This window comes from Streptomyces sp. NPDC055025 (assembly GCF_053608565.1).
The window spans coordinates 1-24,513 of the sequence record NZ_JBSGVS010000072.1 but is presented as its reverse complement, the minus strand read 5'-3'; the positions used below and the strand labels follow the sequence as shown (position 1 = coordinate 24,513).

Genomic DNA, 24,513 nt, shown 5'->3' with positions numbered 1-24,513 from the left:
CGCGTGACCCTGGACGGCGGACGAGCCGGGCCGGACCCCAGGACGGGTGTCTTCCGGCGGTTCGGCTTCGGCAGGCTCGGTAAGGGCCCCGGCGGGTTGGTATGGGCGTCGGCGTCCGGCCGTGTTCATCGCGGCGTGGGGCGATTCGCGGTGTGGCGGCGGAGGGCTTCGGTGAGAACAGGGGTGATCTCGATGAGCTGTTCCTGCTGTTCGGGGCTGAGGTCGTTGAAGGCCCTGCTGATGTCCGTCCGGTACTCGTCCCAGGCCAGTTTCTGGAGGGCGGTTCCGCCTCGGGTGAGGGAGACCACGGTGCTGCGGCCGTCGGCGGGGTTGGGCCGACGCTCGACAAGGCCGTCCTCGTCGAGGGCGTCGACGAGGGCGGTGATACGCCGCTGTGTGACACCGAGCGCCTGGGCGAGCTGGGTCATGGTCTGCGCACCGTTGGTATGCAGTGCGTTCAGGAGCCGCATGCGGATGTAGCTGACCGAACCAGCCGGGGTGCAGGCGTTGATCCAGGCCCCCCAAGCGGGGCCGAGTTCGGTGAAGAGCGCGACGAGTTCCTCGGATCTCGACTGGCTGGTCTGTCGGGGCATGTCGGGACCCTATCTCGCGAGCCCGCGGAGCGGCGGTGCTGCCTGGCCGCCGACGCGGCCAGGCAGCGGGGCGGTTCAGGATCCGCCCGTGACCTTGATGTTCGTCCCCGTGATCCACTGGGCGCGGGGGGAGAGCAGGAAGGTCACGGCCTCGGCGATGTCTCCGGGTTCGCCGGCACGCCCGAGAGGAACACCGGCGACCAGGGCTTCGCGGGTGGCGCCGATTCCCTCGGCGATGGTCTGGAGGATGGCGGAGCCTCCGGGAGTGTCGACCGGGCCGGGGGTGACCAGATTGACGCGGATTCCCTCCTTGGCGAGGTCCTGGGCGATGCCCTTGGTGTAGGTGTCCAAGGCGGCTTTCGCCGCGACGTAGTGCAGGAGCGGGCCGGACGGCGTCTCTGTGCCGTTGGTGGAGATGTTCACGATCGCCGGGTTCTCGGCCTTGCGCAGCGCCGGAAGGGCCGCGTTGATCAGGCGGACCGCGGACAGGAAGTGGATGTCCAGGGAGTCCTGCCACTCCTCGTCCGGAATCGACTCGGCGCCTTCGAGGTGCACACGGGCCGCCCCGGCGTTGTGCACCAGCAGATCGAGGCCGCCGAGTATCTGTGCTGCTTCGGTGACCAGGGCCGTGACCGCGTCGGCCGAACGCAGGTCCGCCGGGATGAAGGTCGAGCCTTCCGGCGTCGTCGCCGCGCGGGTACGAGCGGTGGTCACCACGTGGGCGCCTTCGTCGAGCAACTGCTGTGCGATGGCCGCGCCGATACCTCGGGATCCCCCGGTCACCAGCGCGCGACGGCCGGCGAACTCGCCTGGGATGGGCTTGTTAGGTGTGTACATGCATCCAGTGTTACCACCAGATGCTGTACAGCGCCAATAAAAACTTACCCCCGCTTGTAGTTCCATGATCCCACCCACGCTGTCTATCCATATGGGGCATGGTTCGGATATAAGGGCAAAATGGCCGTCTCTTGATGGGTTCGATCGCCCTCCACTTGCATCTCCGTCCGCGAGATGTACTGTGACTTACGCAAGTGCTGAACCCCGCCACTAATTGGAGTGAAAGGGCGGCCCACGGTCGGCACGGGGCGCGTCCGGGCCGAGCGGCCCTGAGAGCGCTCAGTCGGACAAGGCATGACCGAAGCCCCCTTCCTCCCACCCGAGCGGGATTCGGCCGCTTTCCGGCGGGACCTTTCGCGCCGCCGTCCGCCTGTGCCTGACACCAGGCCGGTCCCTCGGGGCGCAGGCGAAGCGGCACCACCCGTCCCCCGAAGCGGCACCCCCCATCCCCTTCTTCAGAAAGATGCGACATGACCAAGATCCTTGTGACAGGCGCCAGCGGTGTGCTCGGGAAGAAGACCCTCCAGCACTTGCTGGACCGGCGACCCGCGAGCGATCTGGTCGGACTCGTGCGCGATCCGGGCAAGGCTCAGGATCTGGCCGAGCTGGGCGTCGAACTGCGTACGGGCGACTACATGGATCCGGAGTCGCTGCGAAAGGCGTTCACGGGCATCGACAAGCTGATGCTGGTCCCCACGCACGCCTTCACCGACCGTAGGACCGCCCACGCGAATGTGATCGATGCCGCGGTTGGCGCCGGCGTCCAGCACGTGGTCTATGCCCCCATCATCCGCGACGAGGGCTCGACGTTCTCGATGAAGGAGATCACCGCCGAGGACGAGTTCACGCAGGCGAAGCTGGCCGCGTCGGGGCCGGCCTACACCCTGGCCGGGCACCCGCCGTTCCTCGACGTCATCACTCCCTACCTGGGAGCCGACCCGTACGGGAACGGGGTGCGGGTCCCCGCCGGGGACGGGCGATTCGCCGCCGCTTCCCGCGACGACCTGGCGGCGGCGCAGGCCGCCATCCTCACCGAGGAGGGACACGAGGGGAAGACGTACCGCCTGACCGGCGGGCCGTCCGTGTCCTTCGCCGAGATGGCGGAGATCCTCTCCGCCATCCACGGCTCCGCTGTCCCCTACGTTCCCGTCTCCGACGAGGAGTACCTCGACGCGATGCGCACCGTGGGCTTCCCCGACTTCGCCGTCGAGTTCGTGCTCACGTGGGTGCACGGGATGAACGCTGGCGAGTGGGAGGCCAAGGGCAACGACCTGGAGACGCTCATCGGCCACAGCCCCACGACCACGGCCGAGTTCCTGCGCGCCGAATACGCCACCCGCTGACCGTGCTCGGTCGAAAACACTGAGAAAGGCACGTCCATGAGAATCGGATTTCTCGGAGCAGGCGTCGTCGCCCAGACCATCGCCCGGCACGTACTGCCCCTGGGCCACCAGGTCCTGTTCAGCAACACCAAGGGACCGGACTCCCTTACGCCGCTGGTCGGGGAACTCGGCTCCGGCGCCTCGGCCGGAACCCCTCAGCAGGCCGCCGAGCAGGACATCGTCGTCCTCGCGGTCAACTGGCCCGACGTGCAGAACGCCCTGTTCTCCGTTCCCGACTGGTCGGGTCGCCTCCTGGTCGACGCGACCAACCGGGTCGCCGGCTACGACCCGCTCACCCTCGGCGACCTCTCAGGACGCACCTCCAGCGAGATCGTCGCCGACCTCGCCCCCGGTGCCCGCGTCGTCAAAGCCTTCAACTCCGTTCCCATGTCCTGGATCTCCGACTTCTCCTCCGCCAAGCCGCACACCGTGCTGTTCGTCTCAGGCGACGACAGCGAAGCGAAGAAGCCGGTCACCGAACTGATCGAGCAGGCCGGCCTGGTGAGCGTCGACCTCGGTTCGCTGGCTACCGGCGGACGCCTGCACCAACTCGGTGGCCCCCTCGCCGGGATCAACCTCACCTTCGGCGGAAGGTTCACCATATGAAGGCCCTGGTGTACGAGACGGCGCACGACCTCGCCGACTTCGCCCTCGAACGGGCCGAGGTACCCGAGCCGACGCTGCGCGATCAGGACGTCCTGGTCGAGGTCCGTGCCATCGGCGTCAACCCCGGCGAAGCCTTCATCCGCGGAACGCGCGGTGCCGAGCCCGGCGGCCGGGTCCTCCTCGGCTGGGAGTTCGCCGGGGTGGTCAGCGCGGTGGGAGAGCACGTACGGCGTTTTGCCGTAGGCGAGCGGGTCTTCGGCACCGGCGACACCACACGTGACGGCTGCTGGGCGGAGCGGCTCGCCGTCGACCACCGGATCCTCGCCAAGATCCCGCGGCAGCTCTCCTTCGCCGACGCCGCGAGTCTGCCCATCGGCGCTCTGACCGCGTCCGAAGCGCTCTTCAGAGACCAGGACACGCTGCCGACCGGCGTTGACCGCGTCCTTGTGGTCGGGGGAGCCGGCGCCGTCGGCTCACTCGCCACCCAGCTCTTGAAAACCAGGACACCCGCGCTCGTCATCAGCACCGCGTCGCGAGAAGCCTCCCGGCAGTGGTGCTCGCAGATGGGCGCCGACCTGGTGCTCGACCACACGGGCGATGTCCCCGCACAACTGAAAGCAGCCGGCATTCCGCACGTGGACATGGTGCTCTCCACCGCCGCGAGCGCCGATCACCTCGGCTGGATCCCCGACATCCTGCGCCCGTTCGGACACCTGTCCGTCGTGGACGGCGTCCCCTCGCTCGACGTAGGCGCTCTGGCGGCGAAGTCCTTGTCCCTGCACACGGAAATGGTCTTCAGCCGGATCGTCCACGGGACCGATCCCGAAGCCCAGGGCCAGATCCTCGAAAGCGTCGCCGAGCACATCACCGCCGGACGCCTGCGCCCCATCACCACGCGCAGACTCGACGGGCTCACGGCCGAGACGATGCGCACCGCCCACGCACTTGTCGAAAGCGGACGAACCATCGGCAAGATCGTCATCGTCACCTGACCCGCGACGGGACCCGGCAGAGGGGAAGCCGTACGGAACACCACCGTGCCGGACGATTACGGGGCAGCGCGGGGCCCGTCAGACTTCGGTAATGCCGTCCTGCCTTCTCTGAGCGCTGGGAGGGCACTGGGATGGAGCCATGAACGCTCCAGCCTGGCTTCCCCGTTTCCGGGGACCGTTGCACGACGCCCGAACCGCCACGGTGGTGGGCCGGCTCCTGGGTATCGCCGTTTTTCTCTGCTTTCTCACGGGGGTTGTCTCCCATTTCCTACAGGAACCGCCGGCATTCCTTTCGGGGCATCTGCCGACGCGTCCCATATCCGGATACCGGATCACCCAAGCTCTGCACATCATCAGCGGAATCGCGGCCGTTCCCCTGCTGCTCGTCAAGCTGTGGACGGTCTATCCCCGGCTCTTCCAGTGGCCGCCGGTGCGTTCGGTGACTCATGCCCTGGAACGGATCTCGATCGCCTTGCTGGTCGCGGCCACACTGCTGGAGTTGTTCATCGGGCTGCTCAACATCGTGCAGTGGTATCCGTGGCCGTTCGGTTTCCGCCAGGTGCACTGGGCCCTGGCCTGGGTGATCATCGGTTCGCTGCTGGTCCATCTCGGTGCCAAGACGCCCACGATTGCCGAGCATTGGCGACGCGCTCCCCGGACGTCCGCCATCGGCGCCGGCCGCCCGGCGCCTGACAGCGCCGACGCGGACCGGCGGGCGCTGCTGTGGGGGCTGGCCGCCGCGGTGGGTGCGGTGACCGTAGTGACCGCCGGTCAGAGTGTCACACCGCTGAAGGACCTGGCGCTGCTCTCGCCTCGCGATCCTGACGTGGGGCCCCAGGGTCTGCCCGTCAACCGGACCGCCCGTGCTGCCGGGATCACCGCCGCCGCGGTACGGGACTGGCGGCTTCACGTGGACGGCCCACGACCCTACCGACTGACCCTCGACGAGTTGCGTTCGATGCCTCAGCACTCCGTGGAACTGCCCATCGCGTGTGTGGAGGGTTGGTCGAAATCGGCCCGCTGGGAGGGAGTACGCATCTGTGACCTGCTGGCCCGCGCCGGTGCCGAGGACGGGGCACGGCTGCGCGTGGTGTCGTTGCAGACCCGGGGAGGGTACGGCGTCACGGAGATGGACAGCGCCTACACCCGTGACGTCCTGACCCTCCTGGCCCTGCGTCTCAACGGTGAGGTACTCGCTCCCGACCACGGATATCCGGCGCGTGTCATCGCCCCCAACAGGCCGGGTGTGCTCCAGACCAAGTGGGTCACACGTCTGGAGGTGCTGGTATGAGGAGGCTCCTGCTACGCGCCGTGCTGTTCTCCTCCGGGCTGGCCGCGATCGCCTTCGGAGGGTACGAGTTCTACGATCGGACCCGACCTGATACGGGCGACGTCCTCGGTGTGGGCCTGTGGCTCGCGGGCGGTGTGATCCTCCACGACGCCCTCCTCGTGCCCGCCGTCATGGCAGTGGGGCTGCTCATTCGTCGTTCGCCGGTACAGTCGGCATGGCCGGCGCTACGGGGCGGTCTGCTGTCCGTCGGTTCGCTGACTCTCATCGCCCTGCCGGCGCTGCTGCGGCCCGGAACGCCGTCCAATCCCACGGTTCTTCCTTCCGACTACCTGCTCAACTGGTCCGTCGCGGTTGCCGTCGTCGGCCTCGGCACGGCCTGTGCCGCGCTCCTCGCTCGGTACAGGCACAGACACGGGCACAGACACGGGCACCGGCACCGAAGCGGACAGCGGTCCGGCTGACACCGCCTCTTCCTCACACGTGGGCTTCCGCTCGGGGCCCCGGCCGGGGTCGGCCCGCCGCCGGCGGATGACCCATCCGGCCAGGACCGCGACCGCGGCCAGCGCATAGGCCACGGTGCCCGTCTCGCCGCCCAGCGCCCGGCCGGTGACATAGGCGGCGGCGCCCGCGACGGCGACACCGAGCCACTCCCAGCGGCCGTCGAGGGCGACCAGCGCGACCAGGAGCAGCGCGTACCAGGAGTAGCCGGGGGTCATGACGAGGAACGCTGTTCCCGTCACCAACAGGGCCCCGCTCCAAGGGCGTTCCGGGTCACCCCTGCGCAGCACGTATCCGATTACCGCGAGCATGACGGCCCCGACCACCGGCAGTGCCCAGGAGTCGGGGACCAGCAGCCGCAGCAGGGCGTAACGGCCGCGGGCCGAGGCGTCCTCGTATCCCTCCTCTTCGGCGTAGCCGCCCAGATAGCCGAGGACGGAGGCGTGAGAGCCGAGGACGTAGGGCAGATAGACCAGGCCCGCCACCACGGCGGCGGGCAGCGCCACGGCCACCGCGTCGCGACCGCGGCGGACACCGGACAGGGCTCCCGGCAGGAGGACGGCCGGCAGCAGCTTGGCCGTGATCGCGAGGCCCAGCAGCGCGCCGCCCGCCGTCCGCCGCCGTACGACCACGCCGAGCGCGGCGACGGACAGGAGTACGGCGAGTACATCGACATGGGCGTTGTTCACCGCCTCGACGGGTACCGCGGGACACCAGGCCCAGAAGGCGGCGTTCCGCGGATCGCCGCGCCGCCGCAGGATCATCACAAGAGCGCCGGAGGTCATCACGGACAGCAGGGCCGCACCGGTCTGGAGTCCCTTGTGGCGGACGTCGGGCGGCGAGAGTTCATGGACCAGCAGGAAGTAGCCCTCGGCCACGGGCGGGTAGATGGTGGGCACCTGGGGGCGGTTGATCCGGGTACACCTGCCCTCCGGCACCGGTGTCCGGTCCGGGCCGGTACAGGCGGCGCCGTGCGGGAAGAGCCAGTCGTCGCGCAGGCGGGTGAGCGCGGGGTCTGCCGGGGCGTGGTCGTACGGGGAGATCCCGGCGGCCTGCACTCTGCCGTCCCAGGCGTAGCGGAAGGAGTCGGTGCTCGTACGGGGCTCCGCTGCCAGTCCGGTGGCGGCGATCACGGCGGCGCCGGTCAGCACCAGTGTCACGGCCTGCCGCGCGGGCACCTTGCGCAGGCTCCGGACGGCCGCGGCGAACAGAGTCCAGCAGGCCGCGTACCACCAGGACAGCCCGACCGGATCCGTGTGATAGCCGCCCTTGCGCACGGTCAGTACGAGTGTGGCGGCCAGGGCTGCCAGCAGGAGGGCGGAGACGGTGGTACGGAGGCTGCGCATGGCGACAGCGTGGCAGCGGGAGCGTGGGAAACCGGTCCCACGGGGCACGACGTCCGTGTTTCGTAAGGTCCCGGACGCGCCTGACGGAGTCCGGTCCGCGGCCGGAGGACGGGCTCGGGATGAGCCGAGCCCGCCACTCAGCGCCGAGGTGGGAGCGGCCCGGGGCGCCGCGCGAGTGCCGTGAAGACGCGTCCCGCCTCCGTCCACTCATGGCGGCGGACCCAGCCGGCCGCCTCGGCATGCCCGTTGAGGGCGCGGGCGCCGACCCGTGCCCAGGCGAAGGAGGCGCCGAGTCCGCCCCGGCCGTTGTCGAGCCGCACCTCGCAGCGCTCATCCACGTCCAGGGCGAGGGATTCGACGATCACCGTCCCCTTCCGGGCGGTGATCTCCCCCAGCCGCCTCAGCAGGGCCACGGGATCGCCGCCGATACCGATGTTGCCGTCGATGAGCAGCGCGGTGTCCCAGCGGCCCTCGCCGGGCAGTGGTTCGAACACCGACCGGCACAGCGCGAATCCGCCGGACCGCTCGGTGCGCGCCACCGCCGCTGGGCTGACATCGATGCCCAGTGCCGGGTGCCCCCGCGCCGCGAGGGCGGCGACCAGCCGGCCGGGGCCGCATCCGACGTCCAGGACCGGGCCTTCGCACCGGGCGAGCACACCCAGGTCCGCGGCATCGGGGGCGGCGCACCAGCGTTCCACGTCCAGGGACAGCAGCCGGCCGTCGCTCCGCCGCAGATGGAGCGGGCCCCGGCCGCTGCGCAGCGCGTCGGAGTAGGGATCCTCGTGCCAGGCCGCCGGGGGCGCGAGGACGCGGCCGGGAGCCACCGCCGCCGTCAGCGGTCCTCGTGCCCTCATGCGCGGGCCGTCCGGCCGCCGGGAGCGGGCGCGGGCGGAGCCAGCCGTGTGTGCAGGGTGTGAAAGCTGCCGCCGCCCGCCTCGGCGGCCACCATCCGCGCGTCCTCGGCGGTGTCGACATCCCGCAGTGTCGCCATGCGGCCGACCCGTAGGCCGGCGGCGACGAGCCGCGCGTACTGTGCGGCTCCGGTCTCCGGCACCGACATCGGTATCCCGCGCAGCAGCGCGGGGTCCGGTGCCGCGAGTCCCAGCGCCCAGAAGCCTCCGTCGACGGCGGGCCCGAACCAGGCGTCATGCTCGCGCCAGGCGTCCGGGGCGAGCGCGGGGGCCAGCAGACCCGTGGTGACCTGCGGGGTGTCCATCCCGATGAGCAGGGCCGGGCCCGTACACAGGGCGAAGGCGGCGGCGAGCCGCTCGTCCAGTCCGCCGGCGCCCTGGGGCACCACTTCGAATCCCGGCACCAACCAGGGTCCGGGCCGCCCCTCCAGCACCAGCACCCGCCGGGTGGCCGGAGTCCGGGCGAGGGTGGCCAGAGTGTCGGCGAGAGCGGCCTCGGCCAGCGCGGCGGCCTCCTCCGGGCTGAAGGGCGGGGTGAGCCGGGTCTTGACGCGGCCCGGCACGGGTTCCTTGGCGATGACGAGAACCGTGGTCACCGGGCGGCCCCCGGCACGGCCGCGCCCGGCCTCGCGGTGGCCGGTTCGGCGAGTACCCGGCGCATGTCGTGCACGGCCTGCCAGGTGCCCCGCCAGGTACCGGTGACCTTGGACTCGCCTGTCCGGGGCAGATACGGCACGTCGGCCTCTCGTACCCGCCACCCGGCGTCGGCGGCGCGGACCACCATCTGGAGCGGATAGCCGCTGCGCCGGTCGGTCAGATCCAGGCCGAGCAGCGCCTCGCGCCGCGCGGCTCGCATGGGACCCAGGTCGCGCAGTCGCAGACCGGTGCGTCGGCGCAGCATCCAGGCCAGCGCGAGATTCCCCGCGCGGGCGCGCACCGGCCAGGCGCCCCGCCCCCGAGGTCTGCGCCGCCCCAGCACGAGATCGGCCCCACCGTCCGCGACCAGGTGTACGAAACCGGCCAGCAGCCCGGGATCGAGTGAGGCGTCGCAGTCGCAGAAGCACACGATGTCGGCCTCGGCGGCCAGCAGCCCGGCGTGGCAGGCCGCGCCGAAACCGCGGCGGGGCTCGTGCACCACGGTGGCGCCGAGCTCAGCCGCGAGTTCCGCGGATCCGTCGGTGGACCCGTTGTCGACCACGACGGCCCGCCAGCCGGCGGGAACACGGGCGAGCACCCAGGGCAGGGCCTCGGCCTCGTTCAGACAGGGAAGTACGAGATCTACGGTCACGGTCCTCACCGTAGGAATTCCGTACGGACATAGCGGACATCGACTCCTTACGAAACGCGGACGTCGCTCCCCGAGGTCCGTTCCGCCGGGAACGGGCGGGCCGGCTGATGCGACGCTTGGGGCCATGAGCATGGAGATTCCACCGGGCCGCGTCCTGGTCGTGGACGACGACCCGACGGTCGCCGAGGTTGTCAGCGGGTATCTGGAGCGGGCCGGCTTCGCGGTGGAGCACGCCGCCGACGGCTGGGCCGCACTCGAAAGCGCTGCTCGGTGCCGACCGGACCTGGTCCTTCTGGATCTGATGCTGCCGGGGCCGGACGGGCTGGAGGTGTGCCGCAGACTCCGCGCCGCGGGCCCGGTGCCGGTGGTCATGCTCACCGCACGAGGTGACGAGGAGGACCGGATCGCCGGACTGGAGCTCGGCGCCGACGACTATGTGACCAAGCCGTTCAGCCCGCGTGAGCTCGTGCTGCGTATCGAGTCCGTACTGCGCCGCAGCCGGGGTCCGGGCCGGGGACCGGACGGCCGGGCGGCCACCGGTTCGGGGGCCGCGCTGCGCGGTGCCGGGCTGGCCCTGGACCCCGCCACCCACCGCGCCGCCAAGGACGGCCGGGAACTCGCCCTCACACTGCGGGAGTTCGATCTCCTCGCACACTTCTTGCGCCATCCTGACCGGGCACACAGCAGGCAGGATCTGATGCGGGACGTATGGGGCTGGGACTTCGGAGACCTGTCCACGGTCACGGTCCATGTGCGGCGGCTGCGCGCCAAGATCGAGGACGATCCCGGTCGGCCGCGGCTCATCCGGACGGTCTGGGGCGTCGGCTACCGCTTCGCCCTTCGGCCCGGTGCCGGCATTCCGCACGGGAAGGATTCCCGGTCCGGGCCCGATGACCGGCCAGGGGCGGGGGAGGCGCTGTGAAGGACCTGCTGCTCATCGCCGCCTTCGCCCTGGCGGGGGCCGCCTGCGCGGGAGTCGCCGGCGCCGTCGTCCTGCGCCTGGTACGCCATCGCTCGGTCACCGTCTCCCTCACCGTGGTGGCCGCCGTCACGGTCACCGCCATGCTGACCGGAACACTCACCGTCGCCCAGGCGATGTTCCTGTCCGGGCACGACCTCACCGTCGTCACACTCGTGGTGACCATGGCCGCCGTCGTCTCGCTGGCGACCGCCTTGCTGCTGGGCCGCTGGGTGGTGGCCCGCAGCAACGAACTCGCGCTCGCGGCACGTGACTTCGGTGACGAGGGAAGCTTCGCCGCCCCGGTGGGACCGGCCACCGCCGAACTTGCCGCGCTTTCCCGGCAGCTCGCCGCCACCAGCGCCAAGCTGGCCGCCTCCCGCGAGAGGGAACGGGCACTGGAGACCTCACGCCGCGAGCTGGTCGCCTGGATCTCCCACGATCTGCGCACCCCGCTGGCCGGGCTGCGGGCCATGTCGGAGGCGCTGGAGGACGGCGTGGCGGACAACCCGGCCCGCTACCACCGGCAGATCGGTGCCGAGGTCGACCGGCTCAACTCCATGGTCAACGACCTGTTCGAACTGTCCCGGATCCACGCCGGAGCGCTGACCCTCACCCCGAGCCGGCTCTCGGTCTACGACCTGGTGGGCGACGCCCTCTCGGGAGTGCATCCGCTGGCTCACGAACGCGGGGTGCGGCTGGTCGGCGACGGAGTCGAACCCGTGCCGGTGGAAGTGGACGGCAAGGAGATGACGCGGGTCCTGGCCAACCTCCTCGTCAACGCCATCCATCACACCCCGGCCGACGGCACGGTCGCGGTCGCCGCCGAACGACAGGCCGACGCAGTTGTCCTGTCGGTGACGGACAGCTGCGGCGGCATACCGGAGGAGGATCTGGGGAGGGTCTTCGACACGGGCTGGCGGGGCAGCGCCGCCCGGACCCCTCCGGCCGGCGCCGGACTGGGCCTCGCGATCGTACGTGGCATCGTCGAAGCCCACGCCGGGCGCGCGGAGGTACGCAACGTGCGGGGCGGCTGCCGCTTCGAGGTCACCCTGCCCCTGCGGACGCGGACACTCTGAAGTCCGCGGGCGCGTACTCCGCGGCGCCGGTCGGCGGATCGGATCGGACCGGACCGGACCGGACGAGTCTTCGGGACGTCGGCCGCCGACACCGCCGAAGCACGCGAAAGGGTGCCCGCCGTCTCACCTTCCGGGCATCAAGTCCCTCGGGGCGCCGCGGAGGAACGCTGGCGCGCACGCGCGAACTCGGCCATCCCCTCGTCGAAGCCGACCTGTGGCCGCCAGCCCGACTCCACCCGCAACCGTGTGGAGTCGGCCGTGATGTGCCGTACATCGCCGAGGCGGAACTCACCCGTCACGACCGGGGCCGGTCCGCCGTGGGCCCTGGCCAGAGCCCGCGCCATTTCCAGAATGGTGTGGGGTTCGCCGCTGCCCGTGTTGTAAACGGTCATCGAGCCGGCGGCCCGTTCCGCGACCGCCTCCAGCGCCACGAGATTGGCCGCGGCCACATCCCGTACATGCACGAAGTCGCGCCGCTGGGCGCCGTCCTCGAAGACCCGCGGCGCCTCCCCGCGTGCCAGCGCCGACCGGAAGAACGACGCCACCCCCGCGTACGGGGTATCCCGCGGCATTCCCGGCCCGTACACGTTGTGATAGCGCAATGACACCGCCCGGCCTCCCACGCTCCGCGCCCACGCGGCTGCCAGGTGCTCCTGCGTCAGCTTCGTCGTCGCGTACACACTGCGGGGGTCCACGGGCGCGTCCTCAGTGACCAGTCCGGGAACGAGCCCGGCTCCGCAACGAGGGCAGCGCACCTCGAACCGCCCCGCCTCCAGATCGGCGGTCTCACGCGGACGGGGCCGTACGGCCCCGTGCCGCGGGCACACGTACCTGCCCTCCCCGTACACGACCATCGACCCGGCGAGTACGAGCCCGCGGACCCCGGCCTCCGCCATCCCCGCGAGCAGCACCGCGGTACCCACGTCGTTGCAATCGGCGTACGCGGGCGCGTCCGCGAAGTCCTGCCCCAGCCCCACCATCGCCGCCTGATGGCATACGGCGTCGACCCCGCGCAGGACCGCCCGTACGGCCTCCGGGTCTCGGACGTCCCCTCGCACCACCGAGGCATCCGTCAGAGCCGGGATCTCCGGATGCGAGGTGGGCAGGAACGCGTCCAGGACGACGGACTCATGCCCGTGCTCGCTCAGTGCCGTGACAATGTGGGCGCCGATGAAACCCGCGCCTCCCGTGACAAGTACTCGCATGCGGGGAACGCTACGGAACTCCGTGCGCACAACGCGGTTTCCGCACCGGCACGTAAGAGTTCCGTCACCCGTCACCCGTCGACCGTCCCGCCTCACCCGTCATTCCTCATCCGTCACCCGTCGACCGTCATGTGAACCGTTGTGCGGACCGGGCCGGTCGCGGAGCGCGAGGGACACCACGTACCAGACGGCCGAGGCCGCGAAGAGGGCCGCGGTGACGAGCAGCCAGTGGCCCAGGAAGACATCGGGACTCAGTCCTGTCGCGGCCGGGTATCCCGGAACCCGGCGGAGCACCAGCGGATACCAGACGAGCAGCAGGAGCAGCGAGACAAGGCCCGGGACCCGGACGTGGTTGATCAGGGCCGCCCGGCCGGCGGCCCGGTCCGCGGAGGTGGTGGCGCCCGCCGGCAGCAGTCGCCGCACCGCGCGGTCGAGGAGGGTGTAGAGGGGCAGCAGTACCAGGTCGTGCACCAGGGCGGCGCCCACGAACCAGACGGCGACGGCCAGGGCGTTCGTTCCCAGCAACCGGACACCCGCGTACGCGGTGAGGGCGAAGGAGCAGAGGATCAGCAGCAGATGGAGCGGGGAGCCGCCGTAACGGGCACGGAAATACCTCACGAGACGGCTCCCGACTCCGTGGCCGAGGTCGTTCCGAAGGTGAGGTGCGTGACCCACTTGGTGTTGTGGACGCCCGGGTTGGCGGGGACGATGATCCGCGCCGGATAGCCGTGGTCGAGCGACAGGTCGGCGCCGTTGACGCGCAGCGCGAGCAGGGAGCGGGGATCGCGGACCTGGTTGTCCCGCAGGACCGTGGAGCCGAAACCGCCTTGTTGCAGGGAGTCGACCCGGACCGGGGGCAGGTTCTCGTGCAACCCCACCAGAGCCGCCAGGTCGGACAGCCGCACTCCGCTCCAGTGCTGGTCCTCGGTGGACCACCCCTCCACACAGGCGATGGGCAGCCAGGCCGAGTGCTGTGGCAGGCGGAGCGTCTCGGCGCGGGTGAGCACGGCCTCGCGGGAGCCGCCGCGCACCACGAGCCGCCAGCCGGCGCCCGTGGCCTCGGGCTGGATGCCGACGTCCGCGGCCGTCTTGTTGATCGGGAAACCGTTGGGACCCTGCCCGGGGTTCCGGCCGTGCGGAGCGAGCAGGGCCGTCCGCCGCAGGCTGCCGCCGATGCTCTGACCGGCCGTCACGACCAGCAGCGCCAGGGAGGCGAGGCCCACCGTGCCGAGGATGCCGCGTCGCGACATGGTCGGCGGAGCGGGCCGCGGGGAGACCAGGCCGGTCTGGTCGGGTGGTTCAGGGCGGGTGCCGCTGAGAGGGGTGCGCAGCTCGGTCCGCAGCCGCCGACTCCGCAGCGCGCGTGCCACCACGCGCAGGCGGAGGGCGACATGCACGACGAACGCGCCGATGAACACCCAGGCACCGTAGAAATGGAGGGTGTAGAAGGAGCCCGGAAAGATGTAGTGAAGCTGGATGTTGAGCAGACCGGTGGCGAACTCGAACAGGGCGCCCCCGACGAGCAGCAGCAGGGAGAGCCGCTCCAACGCCTGGCCGGGCGAGCGCAGCGGCGGCCAGGCGAACAGCTTCGGGATGACGGACCACAGCTTGGCCAGCAGTACGGGGACGAGGACGACGCCGAGTGTGACATGGACGCCCTGGGTGACCCGGTAGAGCCAGGACGGGCCGGTCGGCCAGGCGAAGAGGTAGAAGCCGAGCACGCCCTTGTCCGGCGTCTGGTCGTTGATCGGGGACAGGTTCGGGTTGTAGGCCGCGTAGGAGAGCAGGCCGGTCACGAAGAGCACCGTGATGCCGACGAGCAGGACCAGTCCGAGGACCGAGGTCAGCCACGGCCCCCGCAGCGGGCTGCGCCAGAATCCCGGTCGGGACGGCCCCGGCGGCGGCCCGCCCGTCAGCCGGGCTCGCAGCCGGGTGCGGGGGGACTCCGGTGCCCGTGTGGAGCCTTCCGCGACGGGGCCGCCGGTCCGTCCGCCGGCCTGGTCCCCGCCCGGACCGGGCGGGTCGGGCGGCGACTGCGGGCGCTCGGCGGCCGAGGGGCTGTCAGCCGTCATCGTTGCCTCTTTTCCTGGTTGCGTTCGACAGGTCGTGCCTCCTGAGGCACGGGCTCCGGGGTTTCCGCCGCTGGTGACGGACCCCGGCCCGACCAGTGGCGGTGGGCGGCCGCGCCGCAGACCACAAGGGCGGCGGCGCCGTACGCCCACTCCTGCAACGGCATTTGGGGGAAGGCGGCGTTTCCGACATAGAGCACCGCGCCGGCAGCGGGGACGGCGAGCCACTCCGCGCGGCCGTCGAGCGCGACCAGACCCACGACCAGCAGGGCGTACCAGGAGTAGCCGGGCGAGACCAACATCAGTGTGGTGCCGCTCACCAGGAGGGCTCCTCGCCATGGCCGCTCAGGGTCACCGCGCCGCCAGACGTACACCACGGTCAGCGCGATGAGCGTGGCGGCGACGGGTGCCGCCGCCACGTCGGGCAGCAGCAGCCGCAGCAGGGCGAAACGGCGGACGTCGCCGGGCTCGTAGCCCTCCTCCTTCAGATAGCCGGGCAGATAACCCAGCACCTGGCTCCCGGAGACCGCCACGTACGGCAGATAGACGAGCACGAAGGCGGCGACCGCCGGAACCACGGTCCGCAGCATCGACCGCCGCCCCGCCACGGAGCCGAGCAGCGCGAGGACCGGCAGCAGCTTCACGGCGGTGGCGGCGCCCAGCAGGACACCGCGGCGGATGCCCGGCCCCACGGCGCCCAGCGCCAGAACGGTGAGCAGTACCCCCAGGGTGTCGACATGGGCGTTGTTGACCGCCTCGACCGGTACTGCCGGGCACCAGGCCCAGAGCGCCGCCGTACGGGGGTCCCGGCCACGGCGGCGCAGCACGGCCAGCAGCGCGGCGGTGGTGGCGAACGCGAGTACGGCGCCGGCGGCCTGGAAAGGCTTGTGCCGCCCGTCGGCGGGCGACAACTCGTGGACGGCGAAGAACCACCACTCCGCTACCGGGGGATAGATCGTGTGTGCCTCTGGACGGTTGATGCGAGTGCAGCCCGTCGCCCGGGGGCCGGTTCCGTCCCCTGCCGCCGGGAACGTGTGCAGTTCCAGGCGCAGGGCGGTGGCGGGGTCCTGACAGGCGGAGTCCGGGGGGAAGAGCCATGGGTCGCGCAGCCGTACGAGTTCCGGAGCGGCCGGCGGATAGGTGTACGGGGAGATGCCCGCCGCCTGCACGGTGCCGTCCCAGACGTAGCGGAACATGTCGCTGCTGGTGCTGGGCGGTCCGGTCAGGCCGGTCAGAGCCACAACCGCGCTTCCCGCGAGGATGAGGGCTGTCGCCCGCCGCACCGGGACCGCCCGTACCGTCCAGCAGGCGGCGGCGAACAGGGCCCAGGCCACCGCGTACCAGAGCAGGATGCGTTCCGGGCGGGCGAGGACTCCACCGGTGCGGACCGAGACGGTGGTCGCCGTGACGAGGCCGGCCAGCAGTACGAGTGTGCCGGCCGTCCGGACGCCGGAACGGCCGACGCGAGCCCGCCCGGCGAACGGGACGAGCGTGCTCATGCCGGCCCGCCGGGAGTACCGCACCGATGCCACGGCTCGGGGCGGCGCCGGCCGGGCCGCCGGTACCTGAGCGGGAGGGGCACGGGGTCACCGATCTCTGTTCCTTGTACGGATGGTGGTCACGAGAAGCAGGGGAGAGAACTGGGCACAGCGGCACGCGGGGGAGGCGGTGGCCGACGGAACGCCCGCCGAGGGACGGGGACGGCGAGCGGAATCGAGTGATCAGGGACGAAGGTCCAGGAAGCGGCGGCCACCCTCGGACCATTCACCCGCCACCGTCCAGCCCGCTCCGACGGCGACGCCACGCAGCGCCGCCGAACCCACCCTGGCCCAGAGGAAAACGGGGCCACAGCGGCCGAGGCCGTCCCGTACCCGGACGACCAGGCGCTCGTCCACCTCGTGGGCATCCGCCTCGACGAGCAGTCGGCCCCCGGGGGCAAGCAGACCGCGCGCCCGTGCCAGCAGTGTTTCCGGAACACCGCCGATCCCGATGTTGCCGTCCGCCAGCAGCACCGTGCCCCACCGCCCCTCGGCGGGCAGCCGGTCGAAGACCGACTTGTGGACCACGGGCCGGCCTTCCCGGTGGGCGCGGGCGACCGCGGCCGGGCTGATGTCCACTCCGAGGACTGGCCGGCCCCGCCGGGCCAGGGCTATGACCAGCCGTCCGGGTCCGCAGCCCAGATCGAGGACAGGCCCATGGCAGCGGTGCAACAGCTCCTGGTCCGCGGAATCGGCGGGGGCGCACCACCGCTCCACGTCCAGAGGCAGCAGCCAGCCGTCGGAGCGCTGAAGGAAGAGGGGGCCGCGGCCGGCATCCAGTGCGCGCACATACGGGTCGCCGGCCCAAGCGGCATCGGCGGCGTGTCCACTCAGCACCGTCTCGCGCACTAGGGCCTCTCATTTGGGTCTGGCTGGGTGGGGGAGCGCCCGCCGCGGCAGCGGCTGGTGTCCGCGGTGGTGCCGTGGATCGCGAGGCGGAGGAGGGAGCCCAGGCGGAGCGTGGGCGACCGACGACAACGCGGCGAGGCGCGGTGCCAGGGCACGCGAGCCCAGCAGGATCCAAACGAGAGACCCTAGGGGACTCCTTCCGCTCGGACGTCGGCACGGGCCAGTGCCGCGGCGAAACGCGTTCCGGGCGCGTCCGCGGCGACCGCGACGGCGTCGGCGGCGGTGTCCACGTCACGCAGTGGAGGCAGATCACATACCGTCAGGCCGGCGGTGGCGAGGCGATGCCGTTGCCGCCGTCCGGTCTCGGAGGTCGACATGGGCACACCCCGTACCAGAGAGGGGGCCAGCGACGGTTCGGCGAAGCCCAAGGCCCAGAAGCCGCCGTCGGCAGCCGGGCCGAACCACGCGTCACTCCCGCACCAGTCCACGGCGTCCAGCAACTCGGCCGTCAGCTGCGGGGTGTCCATGCCGATGAGCAGCGCCGGACCGTCGGCGACGGTGGCGAAGGCCGCCGCGATCCGCTCGTCGAGTTCACCGTAGGCCTGCGGAACGACCTCGACCCCCGCGGGCAGCCACGGCCCCGGCTCGCCGTCCAACACCAGCACGCGGCGGCGCACGGCCGCGCGCAGCACGGCGTCCAGGGTGTCGGCCAGGGCGGCCTCGGCGAGGATGGCGGCCTGGGCGGAGCTGTACGGCGGGGTGAGCCGTGTCTTGACCCTGCCGGGCACCGGTTCCTTGGCGAGAACGAGCACGGTGGGCGCGGCGCGCCGTTGCGGGGCGGGTGTCATCGCCGTGCCTTCCCGGCGCCGGCCGGGGGGACGGCGGGCGCCTCGGCGAGGACCGCCCCCATGTCGCGTACCGCCTGCCAGGTGCCCCGCCAGGTCCCGGTCACCTTGGACCGGCCGACCCGTGGCGCGTAGGGCACGTCGGTCTCACGCACCCGCCATCCCGCCTCCGCCGCATGGACGAGCATCTGAAGCGGGTAGCCGGAACGGCGGTCGGTCAGGCCCAGACCGAGCAAGGCCGTACGGCGGGTGGCGCGCATCGGGCCGATGTCGTGCAGCTCCACCAGACCCGTGCGGCGGCGTACCCGCCGTGCCAGCTCCCGGTTGGCGAGTCGGGCGTGCAGCGGCCAGGCGTTCCTGGTCACCGGTCTTCGACGGCCGAGCACCAGGTCGGCTGACCCGTTCAACAGGGGGACCGTCAGAGGCGGAAGCCGAGCCGGGTCGAGGGAGGCGTCGCAGTCGCAGAAGCAGACGATCTCAGCGGTGGCGGCACACAGGCCCGCGTGGCAGGCGGCGCCGAACCCACGCCGCGGCTCGTGGACGACCAGGGCTCCCAGCTCCGCGGCGAGAGCCGCCGAGCCGTCGCGAGAGCCGTTGTCGACGACGATGGCCCGCCAGCCGGGCGGGATTCGGCCGAGTACCCACGGAAGGGCGGCTGCCTCGTCCAGACACGGCAGGATCACATCGACCGGTGCTCCCACGATCACAGGAGAATCAGTGTCGGTCACGGTCACCCTATTCGACAGAAAAGAACATATGGAATATCACGACCTTATGGGGCGCGGGAGTGCGGCGCACCAGCTCGGTGCGCCGCACTCCTTGCCGCGGTCGGCGACTCCGCGGGAAGAAGTCCGCCCTGGCGCTCGCCCTTGGTCCGGGACATCCCGGTGGCCCGGTCGCGGCCATGTGAGTGACCGAGGATGCCGTCGAGGCGCTGAGCCTGGTCGGCAGGTTCTGAACGCGGCCCTCGTCGCGGTCCTCGTCGCACCGCGTAATAGTTCGCGGGCCACGGGCCTGGGGCGGGCGTACGGGTGCGGTGAGGGTGCGTCCCGGTCCGCGACGGCGTGCTCAGCAGGTTGTGGAGCTGGAGATGCGCACGGCGTCCAACTGCCCTGTGGTGACTCCGATGGTGGAACTCGGGGGAAGGCATGCTGTTGTGCCGGTGGTCCAACGAATGAAGGCGACGCTGCCGCGGGTGTTCACGACGGTGAGCGGGGCCGCGGGTTTCGACGACAGGAACTGCCATCCTCCCGTCAGGTCCTGGAACTGCCCGATGATGTTGTTGTTCTTGATGACACACACGTAGGGGTAAAGGCAGGTGGCCTTGGATCCCTGTTCCGCGGCGCCGGCTGTGCCGGCGAGCAGGGCCCCCGTTACGGAGATGGCGAGTAGTCCTGTCGTCGCAGCCGTCGACAATCGCATGGATCTCCTTATTGTGGGTGAGCTGATACCGGGTATTACATGCCATGGCCGCGGCGGCCATGTATCCGTAAACCGGTCACCTGATGGCGGTTTACGGCCGCGTGGCGCTGCCGATTGTGCGAGCGCTGTGCCGGGTCTTGAGCGGGCTGCCTGGATCGCGGCGGCTGGTGTCGGGTTTCCGTTCATGGCGTTCCTCGCGGTGGAGGGGCCCGCCAGGTGGCGCAGTCCGTGGGACGACGCGCCCGGCCAGGTGTTGAGCGGGGCTGTCCGTCGCTGACCGGCTCACGATGCCTCGGGCGGGGGCGGTCAGCTGCCCCTCCGCCGTCGGCGGGCCGCCATTCCCCAGCGGATCGGGTTGCGTGGCGGAGCCCTCTCCGTTACGTTTGAAGTGCGTGCCGGAGAGGACTCCGTCACATATTCGGCGGGGGTGCTCCATGGCATGCCTCCCCGCCCTCCCCTCGCCGGACCCGACGACACCGTCGGACGCCCGGCCCTTACCGGCCCGACCCTCACCCGGCCCGGCCGGATGGCCATGCGCCGCCGCCCGACGAGGAGCGGCGCCCGGTACAGAACCAGAGAAAGGGACCTCACATGTCCACCATGTCCACCAGCCAGTACCCGATGGGCTCGGGGTTCACGGCAGCCAGCACTGCCCTCGACGTCGTCCAGGGCATCGACCTGTCCGGCAGGACCGCGATCGTCACCGGAGGCCACTCCGGCGTCGGGCTGGAGACCACGCGCGCGCTGCGCACCGCCGGTGCCACTGTCATCGTGCCGGTCCGCAACCCCGAGAAGGGGCGCGCCCGCGTGGCCGACATCCCCGGCGTCGCGGTCGAACGGCTCGACCTCGCGGACCCCGCGTCGATCGACGCCTTCACCGAGCGGTTCCTGGCCACCGGGCATCCTCTGCACCTTCTCGTGAACAGCGCGGGCATCATGGGCGTGCCGCTCGGCCGTGACTCCCGTGGCTACGAGCAGCACTTCGCCACCAACCACCTCGGGCACTTCCACCTCGTGCGCGACCTCTGGCCGACGCTGGCCGCCGCCGGCGGCGCGCGGGTGGTGAACGTGTCGGCGTGGGCGCACCGCATGTCTCCGGTGGTCTTCGACGACCTGGCCTTCGACCGCCGCCCGTACGAGTGGATCCTCGGCTACGGCCAGTCGAAGACGGCGAACATCCTCCACGCGGTCGCCATCAACACCCGCGGCCGGGCGCATGGCGTCGAGGCCTTCGCCTGCCACCCCGGCAGCATCCCCGCCACCGACCTGTCCGGCTGGGCAACCCCCGAAATCCACCGGGCCATGGGCAACGCCGACGAGAGCGGGAACTGGATCATCGACCCGGAACGCGGCAAGAAGACGCCACAGCAGGGGGCCTCCACCCAGACCTGGCTCGCCACCGACCCGCGCCTGACCGGACTGGGCGGAACCTACGGCGAGAACACCGAGCTGTCGCCGCTGGTCGGCGAGCCGGACGGTGCCGAACTCCGCGCTCTGCTCGCCACCGGTCAGACCCCGTCCGGCGTCGTCCCTCACGCCGTCGACCCCGAAGCGGCCGAGCGGCTGTGGACCGTCAGCGAGGAACTCATCGCCCGATGAGCCACCCGTGGGTCCGCCCATGCGCCGGTGGACCCGCGCCATGCCCGGCGGACCCACCCCTGCTTCCCAGGTGAGGAACACCATGCGTTCTCACGTAAGAAACACCATGCGGGCATTGGGCTCGCCACCGGCCGCGGGGCCGCCGCCGACGTGCTCCGCACCGAGATGCCGGACGATCCCGTGCGCACCGCCGCCGTCGACGTCTTGGACGAGGACGCCTTCGCGGCCGCCGCCCGGCCTTCGCCGCCGCCCGGCCTGCGCCTGCGTCGGCGCCTGCGGCGCTTATCCCTGGTCGCGCAGTCCCGCCACGACCAGGTCGAACAGACGGGCGGCCCGGGGGCGCCAGTCGCCCTCCGGATCCAGGTTGTACAGGCCGTCCACGGCCAGCAGTACATCGTCGGGGCCGAACCCGGCCCGCATGGTGCCGGCCCGCTCATTGGCCGCGATCAGCCGGCCGATCGCGCCCGCGACCGGGCCGTACGCCTCCTGCGCGAAGCTCCCATGGACGGACGCGCCCCGCAGCGCCTGGACAAGGCCGGCCTTCGTCATCACATAGTCCGCGTACCGGTCCAGCCACGCCCGCAGCGCGGCCGTCGGCCGCATCTGCCCCAGCAACTCATCGGCAGCAGCGGCCAGTTGATGCACCTCGTGCCGGTACAGCTCGAAGACCAACTCCTCGCGGGTGGGAAAGTGCCGGTAGAGCGTGCCGATCCCTACCCCGGCCGCCTTCGCGACCGCGTTCAGCGACACCCCACCGTCTCCGGCGAACTCCTCCCGGGCCACCTCCAGCAACCGCGCACGTGTACGTTCACCCTGCGCGTGCAACTGCTCCACTCGCTTGCCGCCCACCGCGCGCCACCGTCCTCTCCTGGCCTCCCCGTGAGACGGAGGAGCGCTCCGCCACATCGAAGCCATTGTACGGAGAGGTCTCCGTCATGGCGCCCCACGGCACCCCAATGGCCCCCCGTCCCCGCGAACTCGGGCGTGGGTGCCGTTCCCCACCACGCGGATCTCCGGACCACGCGGATCTCCGGGGCCGAGTTCCGTACCGGGCCGGACGGTGCCGTGGCTGCGACCACCGTCCGGCCCGGCGGCTTCAGGACCCCACCGCGACTGCGTGGTGCTCGTGTTCGCAGGTGTCGTCGATGCCGCAGGTGTCCCAGAGGGGGAACGGGTCGGTGGAAGGCCGGGCCTCGCCCTCCGCCATGAGGCAGTCGGTCAGGGCCGCTCGCAGCGCGTCCGCGTCCAAGTGGGTTCCGATGAAGACCAGTTCCTGAGCGTCGGGACTGCGTGAGCCGCGCGCGGCGGAGGGTTCGAAGCGGGCCACGGCGCCGGCCTGTGACCACGGGCAGCCCGGGGCCTGCCGCGCCCGCTCCAGGTCGAAGAGCCGGGTGCCGAGGACATCCCCGAGCACGGTGGTCTTGCCGGCACCCAGGAAACCGGACAGGACGGTGACGGGCAGGCGGCTGAACCGGCCGTTCGGCATCGGGTGTCAGCCTTCGGGGCGCAGCAGGCCGCGCTCGTACGCCTTCGCCAGCCGCTGCGGCACCAGATACGGGACTCCGTCCACGGTGATCGGTACGAGCTGGGGCGTGGTGGCCTTCCACCGGGCGCGGCGGTGGCGGGTGTTGCTGCGGGACATCTTGCGTTTGGGCACGGCCATGGGAAACCTCCGGACGGATGGGTGAGAGGCAGACAGTATATGAAAACGGCTATCGTTTCCAATAGAGCGGGAGTCAACGGGTCGACCGCCCCGGCGGAACCACGGGCCGCACCACGCGCGTCTGTCGCCGACATGAGCGGAAAGCGACTGGATCGGGACATGAGCAGCACTTCGAATGCCGCCGGCGGCGCCGGATGCCTCCTCGCCGGCCTCGGCGCGGCGGCGGCGGCGCTTGTGTGGGCACCGCGGGCCGCGTTCAGCATCGACGGCGGATTCGAGGCCCATGCCCGTGATCTGAGCGTGCTCTACATCGATCTTCCGCTCATCGTGCTCGGAGGCGCTCTGGTCCCGCTCCTCGCCTGGGCGCTGACCACACGCTGGACGGGCAGGCCATGGGTGGCGGTGCTCGCGGCCGTGGCCGCGCTCGCGCTCGGGATATGGGGACTCATGGAATGGTGGACTCCGCGACAGGACCCGGACCCCGGCTACGGACCAGGAATCTGACCCTCGCCTCCCCGAGGACGCCGGCTCAACAACTGGCCGTCCCTGGAACACCCCATGCTCCTTGGCCTGCGGGAGATCACCAAGGACGACGTCCGGGACGCCCTCGCCCGGCGGGCCGGCCCGGCGGCCCCCTCGCTCGGCGGCCGGGCCTGGTGGGCCGGAATCTCCTCACGAATCGGGTGCATCTCGATGTGAGGGTCGGTACCGGGCTCGTGGGTGAGGAGCGCCTCGCCGTGCTCGAAGCCGAGTGCGCGCGACTGATCCCGCTCGGCGCGGTACGTGTGCGACTCCTGTATGACGGCAACGATTCGTGCATCGTGACGCAGGACATCGAGGGCAACGAGTTCTGCCTCGACTGAGCGTCCAGCGACGCCGAGTACGGGGCGCCGCGGGTCAGGTGGCCCGCAGGGCGGAGCGGCCGGTCCGCCAGGCGTCGAGCAGGCGGGCGCCCAGCCGGTTCTCCAGGAACACGGTGGCGTCCGCGCCGAAGGCCACATCGGCCTCCAGACGCGGCTCGTCGGCGAGCAGCCCGCCGATCACCTCGCGCCGTACGACTTGCTCGTGCACCGCGTCGGCCTCCACATGCTCGGCGTAGAACCGTTCGGCGGCGGGACCGGCCTCCGTACGCCGCATCGCCGCCGCCAGCCGCCGTGCGCCGGGCGAGGAAGTGACCTCGACGCAGGCGAAGTGGCCGACGAGTGCGCCGCGCAGCGCCCGGCGCAGGCCGAACAGCGTCATCATGTTGACGGTGGCGAGCACGTCGGCCGGCGCCGCGTCCAGATAGTGGCCGTAGCCGGTGTCCAGTCCCAGGTCCGTCATCAGGTCGGCGAAGAGTTCGGCGTGGATCCTCTCGGCCCGCCCGGCGCCGAACTCGTCGTACTCGATGGCGACCATGCCGGCCTTGGCCCGGCCGCGCAGCCGGGGGATCACCCAGGCGTGCGGATCGGCCTCCTTGAGGTGGTAGAGCGAGCGCAGCGCCGCGTACTCGCGCAACTGCCGGAGTTCACCGTGGTGTTCCAGGTGGTACGCGACGCTGCC

At 71.4% G+C, this 24,513-nt stretch carries 26 protein-coding genes and 3 pseudogenes; 10 read left to right on the top strand and 19 right to left on the bottom strand.

Translation table 11 applies throughout. The features are described 5' to 3' along the window. Positions 1-125: 125 nt before the first annotated feature. Both ACWGDX_RS33155 and ACWGDX_RS33150 read right to left on the bottom strand, forming a co-directional pair. Positions 126-593: a MarR family winged helix-turn-helix transcriptional regulator gene (locus ACWGDX_RS33155; RefSeq protein ID WP_453631630.1), complete on the bottom strand. Its 468-nt coding sequence runs from the start codon at positions 591-593 to the stop codon at positions 126-128. 75 nt (positions 594-668) lie between these two features. Then, positions 669-1,430 carry an oxidoreductase gene (locus tag ACWGDX_RS33150; protein WP_453631629.1) on the bottom strand — a complete coding sequence of 254 codons (762 nt, stop codon included), beginning with the start codon at positions 1,428-1,430 and terminating at the stop codon, positions 669-671. A gap of 470 nt (positions 1,431-1,900) precedes the next feature. Between ACWGDX_RS33150 and ACWGDX_RS33145 the strand changes: the two genes are divergently transcribed. The 4 genes from ACWGDX_RS33145 (at position 1,901) to ACWGDX_RS33130 (ending at position 5,701) form a co-directional block, all read left to right on the top strand. After that, the gene (locus ACWGDX_RS33145) at positions 1,901-2,773 is read left to right on the top strand and encodes an NAD(P)H-binding protein (protein ID WP_453631627.1); all 873 of its coding nucleotides are present in this window, start codon (positions 1,901-1,903) and stop codon (positions 2,771-2,773) included. Between the two features lie 36 nt (positions 2,774-2,809). Further along, positions 2,810-3,418 (top strand): NADPH-dependent F420 reductase, encoded by a 609-nt coding sequence (locus tag ACWGDX_RS33140; protein ID WP_453631625.1) that lies wholly within the window; start codon positions 2,810-2,812, stop codon positions 3,416-3,418. Beyond that, positions 3,415-4,410, top strand: a complete 996-nt coding sequence (locus tag ACWGDX_RS33135; RefSeq protein WP_453631623.1) for a zinc-binding alcohol dehydrogenase family protein — start codon at positions 3,415-3,417, stop codon at positions 4,408-4,410. Before ACWGDX_RS33140 ends, ACWGDX_RS33135 begins: the two co-directional genes overlap by 4 nt. A gap of 139 nt (positions 4,411-4,549) precedes the next feature. Beyond that, positions 4,550-5,701 (top strand): molybdopterin-dependent oxidoreductase, encoded by a 1,152-nt coding sequence (locus tag ACWGDX_RS33130; RefSeq protein ID WP_453631621.1) that lies wholly within the window; start codon positions 4,550-4,552, stop codon positions 5,699-5,701. Positions 5,702-5,925: 224 nt separating this feature from the next. Here the strand turns inward: ACWGDX_RS33130 and ACWGDX_RS33125 are convergent, their stop codons facing one another. From ACWGDX_RS33125 to ACWGDX_RS33110, 4 genes are all read right to left on the bottom strand, one after another. Beyond that, the gene (locus ACWGDX_RS33125) at positions 5,926-7,545 is read right to left on the bottom strand and encodes a glycosyltransferase family 87 protein (RefSeq protein ID WP_453631619.1); all 1,620 of its coding nucleotides are present in this window, start codon (positions 7,543-7,545) and stop codon (positions 5,926-5,928) included. A gap of 137 nt (positions 7,546-7,682) precedes the next feature. After that, positions 7,683-8,399 carry a class I SAM-dependent methyltransferase gene (locus tag ACWGDX_RS33120; RefSeq protein WP_453631617.1) on the bottom strand — a complete coding sequence of 239 codons (717 nt, stop codon included), beginning with the start codon at positions 8,397-8,399 and terminating at the stop codon, positions 7,683-7,685. Further along, on the bottom strand, positions 8,396-9,052 hold the full coding sequence (locus ACWGDX_RS33115) for a TIGR04282 family arsenosugar biosynthesis glycosyltransferase (RefSeq protein WP_453631615.1): 657 nt from the start codon (positions 9,050-9,052) through the stop codon (positions 8,396-8,398). The genes ACWGDX_RS33120 and ACWGDX_RS33115 overlap by 4 nt, the downstream gene beginning before the upstream one ends. Beyond that, on the bottom strand, positions 9,049-9,753 hold the full coding sequence (locus tag ACWGDX_RS33110) for a glycosyltransferase family 2 protein (protein ID WP_453631613.1): 705 nt from the start codon (positions 9,751-9,753) through the stop codon (positions 9,049-9,051). Before ACWGDX_RS33110 ends, ACWGDX_RS33115 begins: the two co-directional genes overlap by 4 nt. A 115-nt stretch (positions 9,754-9,868) precedes the next feature. Between ACWGDX_RS33110 and ACWGDX_RS33105 the strand changes: the two genes are divergently transcribed. Together ACWGDX_RS33105 and ACWGDX_RS33100 are read left to right on the top strand one after the other, a co-directional pair. Further along, positions 9,869-10,666: a response regulator transcription factor gene (locus tag ACWGDX_RS33105; RefSeq protein WP_453631611.1), complete on the top strand. Its 798-nt coding sequence runs from the start codon at positions 9,869-9,871 to the stop codon at positions 10,664-10,666. Next, positions 10,663-11,781 carry a sensor histidine kinase gene (locus ACWGDX_RS33100; RefSeq protein WP_453631609.1) on the top strand — a complete coding sequence of 373 codons (1,119 nt, stop codon included), beginning with the start codon at positions 10,663-10,665 and terminating at the stop codon, positions 11,779-11,781. Before ACWGDX_RS33105 ends, ACWGDX_RS33100 begins: the two co-directional genes overlap by 4 nt. Before the next feature lie 137 nt (positions 11,782-11,918). Here ACWGDX_RS33100 and ACWGDX_RS33095 read toward each other — a convergent pair whose 3' ends face one another. The 8 genes from ACWGDX_RS33095 to ACWGDX_RS33060 all read right to left on the bottom strand — a co-directional run bounded on the left by ACWGDX_RS33095 (position 11,919) and on the right by ACWGDX_RS33060 (position 19,709). Continuing rightward, positions 11,919-12,986: an NAD-dependent epimerase/dehydratase family protein gene (locus tag ACWGDX_RS33095; RefSeq protein WP_453631607.1), complete on the bottom strand. Its 1,068-nt coding sequence runs from the start codon at positions 12,984-12,986 to the stop codon at positions 11,919-11,921. A gap of 99 nt (positions 12,987-13,085) precedes the next feature. Continuing rightward, positions 13,086-13,604 (bottom strand): hypothetical protein, encoded by a 519-nt coding sequence (locus ACWGDX_RS33090; RefSeq protein ID WP_453631605.1) that lies wholly within the window; start codon positions 13,602-13,604, stop codon positions 13,086-13,088. Further along, the gene (locus ACWGDX_RS33085) at positions 13,601-15,058 is read right to left on the bottom strand and encodes a molybdopterin-dependent oxidoreductase (RefSeq protein ID WP_453631603.1); all 1,458 of its coding nucleotides are present in this window, start codon (positions 15,056-15,058) and stop codon (positions 13,601-13,603) included. Before ACWGDX_RS33085 ends, ACWGDX_RS33090 begins: the two co-directional genes overlap by 4 nt. Beyond that, positions 15,055-16,554, bottom strand: coding sequence for a glycosyltransferase 87 family protein (locus ACWGDX_RS33080; RefSeq protein ID WP_453631601.1), 1,500 nt, complete (start codon positions 16,552-16,554; stop codon positions 15,055-15,057). The genes ACWGDX_RS33085 and ACWGDX_RS33080 overlap by 4 nt, the downstream gene beginning before the upstream one ends. A 222-nt stretch (positions 16,555-16,776) precedes the next feature. After that, on the bottom strand, positions 16,777-17,442 hold the full coding sequence (locus ACWGDX_RS33075; protein WP_453631599.1) for a class I SAM-dependent DNA methyltransferase: 666 nt from the start codon (positions 17,440-17,442) through the stop codon (positions 16,777-16,779). A gap of 185 nt (positions 17,443-17,627) precedes the next feature. Next, positions 17,628-18,290 (bottom strand): TIGR04282 family arsenosugar biosynthesis glycosyltransferase, encoded by a 663-nt coding sequence (locus tag ACWGDX_RS33070; RefSeq protein ID WP_453631597.1) that lies wholly within the window; start codon positions 18,288-18,290, stop codon positions 17,628-17,630. After that, positions 18,287-19,021: a glycosyltransferase family 2 protein gene (locus tag ACWGDX_RS33065; protein WP_453631595.1), complete on the bottom strand. Its 735-nt coding sequence runs from the start codon at positions 19,019-19,021 to the stop codon at positions 18,287-18,289. Before ACWGDX_RS33065 ends, ACWGDX_RS33070 begins: the two co-directional genes overlap by 4 nt. 334 nt (positions 19,022-19,355) lie before the next feature. Beyond that, complete coding sequence (locus tag ACWGDX_RS33060) at positions 19,356-19,709, bottom strand: hypothetical protein (protein ID WP_453631593.1); 354 nt, start codon at positions 19,707-19,709, stop codon at positions 19,356-19,358. Positions 19,710-20,300: 591 nt separating this feature from the next. Here ACWGDX_RS33060 and ACWGDX_RS33055 point away from each other — a divergent pair. Continuing rightward, positions 20,301-21,308, top strand: coding sequence for an SDR family NAD(P)-dependent oxidoreductase (locus ACWGDX_RS33055; RefSeq protein WP_453631591.1), 1,008 nt, complete (start codon positions 20,301-20,303; stop codon positions 21,306-21,308). 282 nt (positions 21,309-21,590) lie between these two features. On the opposite strand, the gene ACWGDX_RS33050 is transcribed toward ACWGDX_RS33055, so the two are convergent. From ACWGDX_RS33050 to rpmF, 4 genes and pseudogenes are all read right to left on the bottom strand, one after another. Continuing rightward, positions 21,591-22,157: a TetR/AcrR family transcriptional regulator gene (locus ACWGDX_RS33050; RefSeq protein ID WP_453631589.1), complete on the bottom strand. Its 567-nt coding sequence runs from the start codon at positions 22,155-22,157 to the stop codon at positions 21,591-21,593. 247 nt (positions 22,158-22,404) lie between these two features. Continuing rightward, positions 22,405-22,656: pseudogene (locus tag ACWGDX_RS33045) on the bottom strand (GTP-binding protein); the annotation flags it as partial. 75 nt (positions 22,657-22,731) lie between these two features. Beyond that, positions 22,732-22,794: pseudogene (locus tag ACWGDX_RS33040) on the bottom strand (hypothetical protein); the annotation flags it as partial. Positions 22,795-22,800: 6 nt separating this feature from the next. Then, positions 22,801-22,971 (bottom strand): 50S ribosomal protein L32, encoded by a 171-nt coding sequence (gene rpmF, locus ACWGDX_RS33035; protein WP_453631587.1) that lies wholly within the window; start codon positions 22,969-22,971, stop codon positions 22,801-22,803. 159 nt (positions 22,972-23,130) lie between these two features. On the opposite strand from rpmF, the gene ACWGDX_RS33030 reads away from it, so the two are divergent. From ACWGDX_RS33030 to ACWGDX_RS33020, 3 genes and pseudogenes are all read left to right on the top strand, one after another. Next, positions 23,131-23,475, top strand: a complete 345-nt coding sequence (locus ACWGDX_RS33030) for a hypothetical protein (protein WP_453631585.1) — start codon at positions 23,131-23,133, stop codon at positions 23,473-23,475. A gap of 54 nt (positions 23,476-23,529) precedes the next feature. Then, the gene (locus ACWGDX_RS33025) at positions 23,530-23,670 is read left to right on the top strand and encodes a hypothetical protein (RefSeq protein WP_453631663.1); all 141 of its coding nucleotides are present in this window, start codon (positions 23,530-23,532) and stop codon (positions 23,668-23,670) included. Further along, positions 23,649-23,834, top strand: a pseudogene (locus tag ACWGDX_RS33020) (VOC family protein); the annotation flags it as partial. The gene ACWGDX_RS33025 and the pseudogene ACWGDX_RS33020, both read left to right, overlap by 22 nt. A 34-nt stretch (positions 23,835-23,868) precedes the next feature. Here ACWGDX_RS33020 and ACWGDX_RS33015 read toward each other — a convergent pair. Next, a partial coding sequence (locus ACWGDX_RS33015) for an iron-containing redox enzyme family protein (RefSeq protein WP_453631583.1) occupies positions 23,869-24,513 on the bottom strand: 645 nt, incomplete at its 5' end.

What these genes read in the sequence shown, in the direction of transcription:
- ACWGDX_RS33155 (WP_453631630.1), bottom strand. Translation starts at nt 593, where the DNA reads ATGCCCCGACAGACCAGCCAGTCGAGATCCGAGGAACTCGTCGCGCTC.
- ACWGDX_RS33150 (WP_453631629.1), bottom strand. Translation starts at nt 1,430, where the DNA reads ATGTACACACCTAACAAGCCCATCCCAGGCGAGTTCGCCGGCCGTCGC.
- ACWGDX_RS33145 (WP_453631627.1), top strand. Translation starts at nt 1,901, where the DNA reads ATGACCAAGATCCTTGTGACAGGCGCCAGCGGTGTGCTCGGGAAGAAG.
- ACWGDX_RS33140 (WP_453631625.1), top strand. Translation starts at nt 2,810, where the DNA reads ATGAGAATCGGATTTCTCGGAGCAGGCGTCGTCGCCCAGACCATCGCC.
- ACWGDX_RS33135 (WP_453631623.1), top strand. Translation starts at nt 3,415, where the DNA reads ATGAAGGCCCTGGTGTACGAGACGGCGCACGACCTCGCCGACTTCGCC.
- ACWGDX_RS33130 (WP_453631621.1), top strand. Translation starts at nt 4,550, where the DNA reads ATGAACGCTCCAGCCTGGCTTCCCCGTTTCCGGGGACCGTTGCACGAC.
- ACWGDX_RS33125 (WP_453631619.1), bottom strand. Translation starts at nt 7,545, where the DNA reads ATGCGCAGCCTCCGTACCACCGTCTCCGCCCTCCTGCTGGCAGCCCTG.
- ACWGDX_RS33120 (WP_453631617.1), bottom strand. Translation starts at nt 8,399, where the DNA reads ATGAGGGCACGAGGACCGCTGACGGCGGCGGTGGCTCCCGGCCGCGTC.
- ACWGDX_RS33105 (WP_453631611.1), top strand. Translation starts at nt 9,869, where the DNA reads ATGAGCATGGAGATTCCACCGGGCCGCGTCCTGGTCGTGGACGACGAC.
- ACWGDX_RS33095 (WP_453631607.1), bottom strand. Translation starts at nt 12,986, where the DNA reads ATGCGAGTACTTGTCACGGGAGGCGCGGGTTTCATCGGCGCCCACATT.
- ACWGDX_RS33085 (WP_453631603.1), bottom strand. Translation starts at nt 15,058, where the DNA reads ATGACGGCTGACAGCCCCTCGGCCGCCGAGCGCCCGCAGTCGCCGCCC.
- ACWGDX_RS33080 (WP_453631601.1), bottom strand. Translation starts at nt 16,554, where the DNA reads ATGAGCACGCTCGTCCCGTTCGCCGGGCGGGCTCGCGTCGGCCGTTCC.
- ACWGDX_RS33070 (WP_453631597.1), bottom strand. Translation starts at nt 18,290, where the DNA reads ATGACACCCGCCCCGCAACGGCGCGCCGCGCCCACCGTGCTCGTTCTC.
- ACWGDX_RS33060 (WP_453631593.1), bottom strand. Translation starts at nt 19,709, where the DNA reads ATGCGATTGTCGACGGCTGCGACGACAGGACTACTCGCCATCTCCGTA.
- ACWGDX_RS33055 (WP_453631591.1), top strand. Translation starts at nt 20,301, where the DNA reads ATGTCCACCATGTCCACCAGCCAGTACCCGATGGGCTCGGGGTTCACG.
- rpmF (WP_453631587.1), bottom strand. Translation starts at nt 22,971, where the DNA reads ATGGCCGTGCCCAAACGCAAGATGTCCCGCAGCAACACCCGCCACCGC.
- ACWGDX_RS33030 (WP_453631585.1), top strand. Translation starts at nt 23,131, where the DNA reads ATGAGCAGCACTTCGAATGCCGCCGGCGGCGCCGGATGCCTCCTCGCC.
- ACWGDX_RS33025 (WP_453631663.1), top strand. Translation starts at nt 23,530, where the DNA reads ATGCTCCTTGGCCTGCGGGAGATCACCAAGGACGACGTCCGGGACGCC.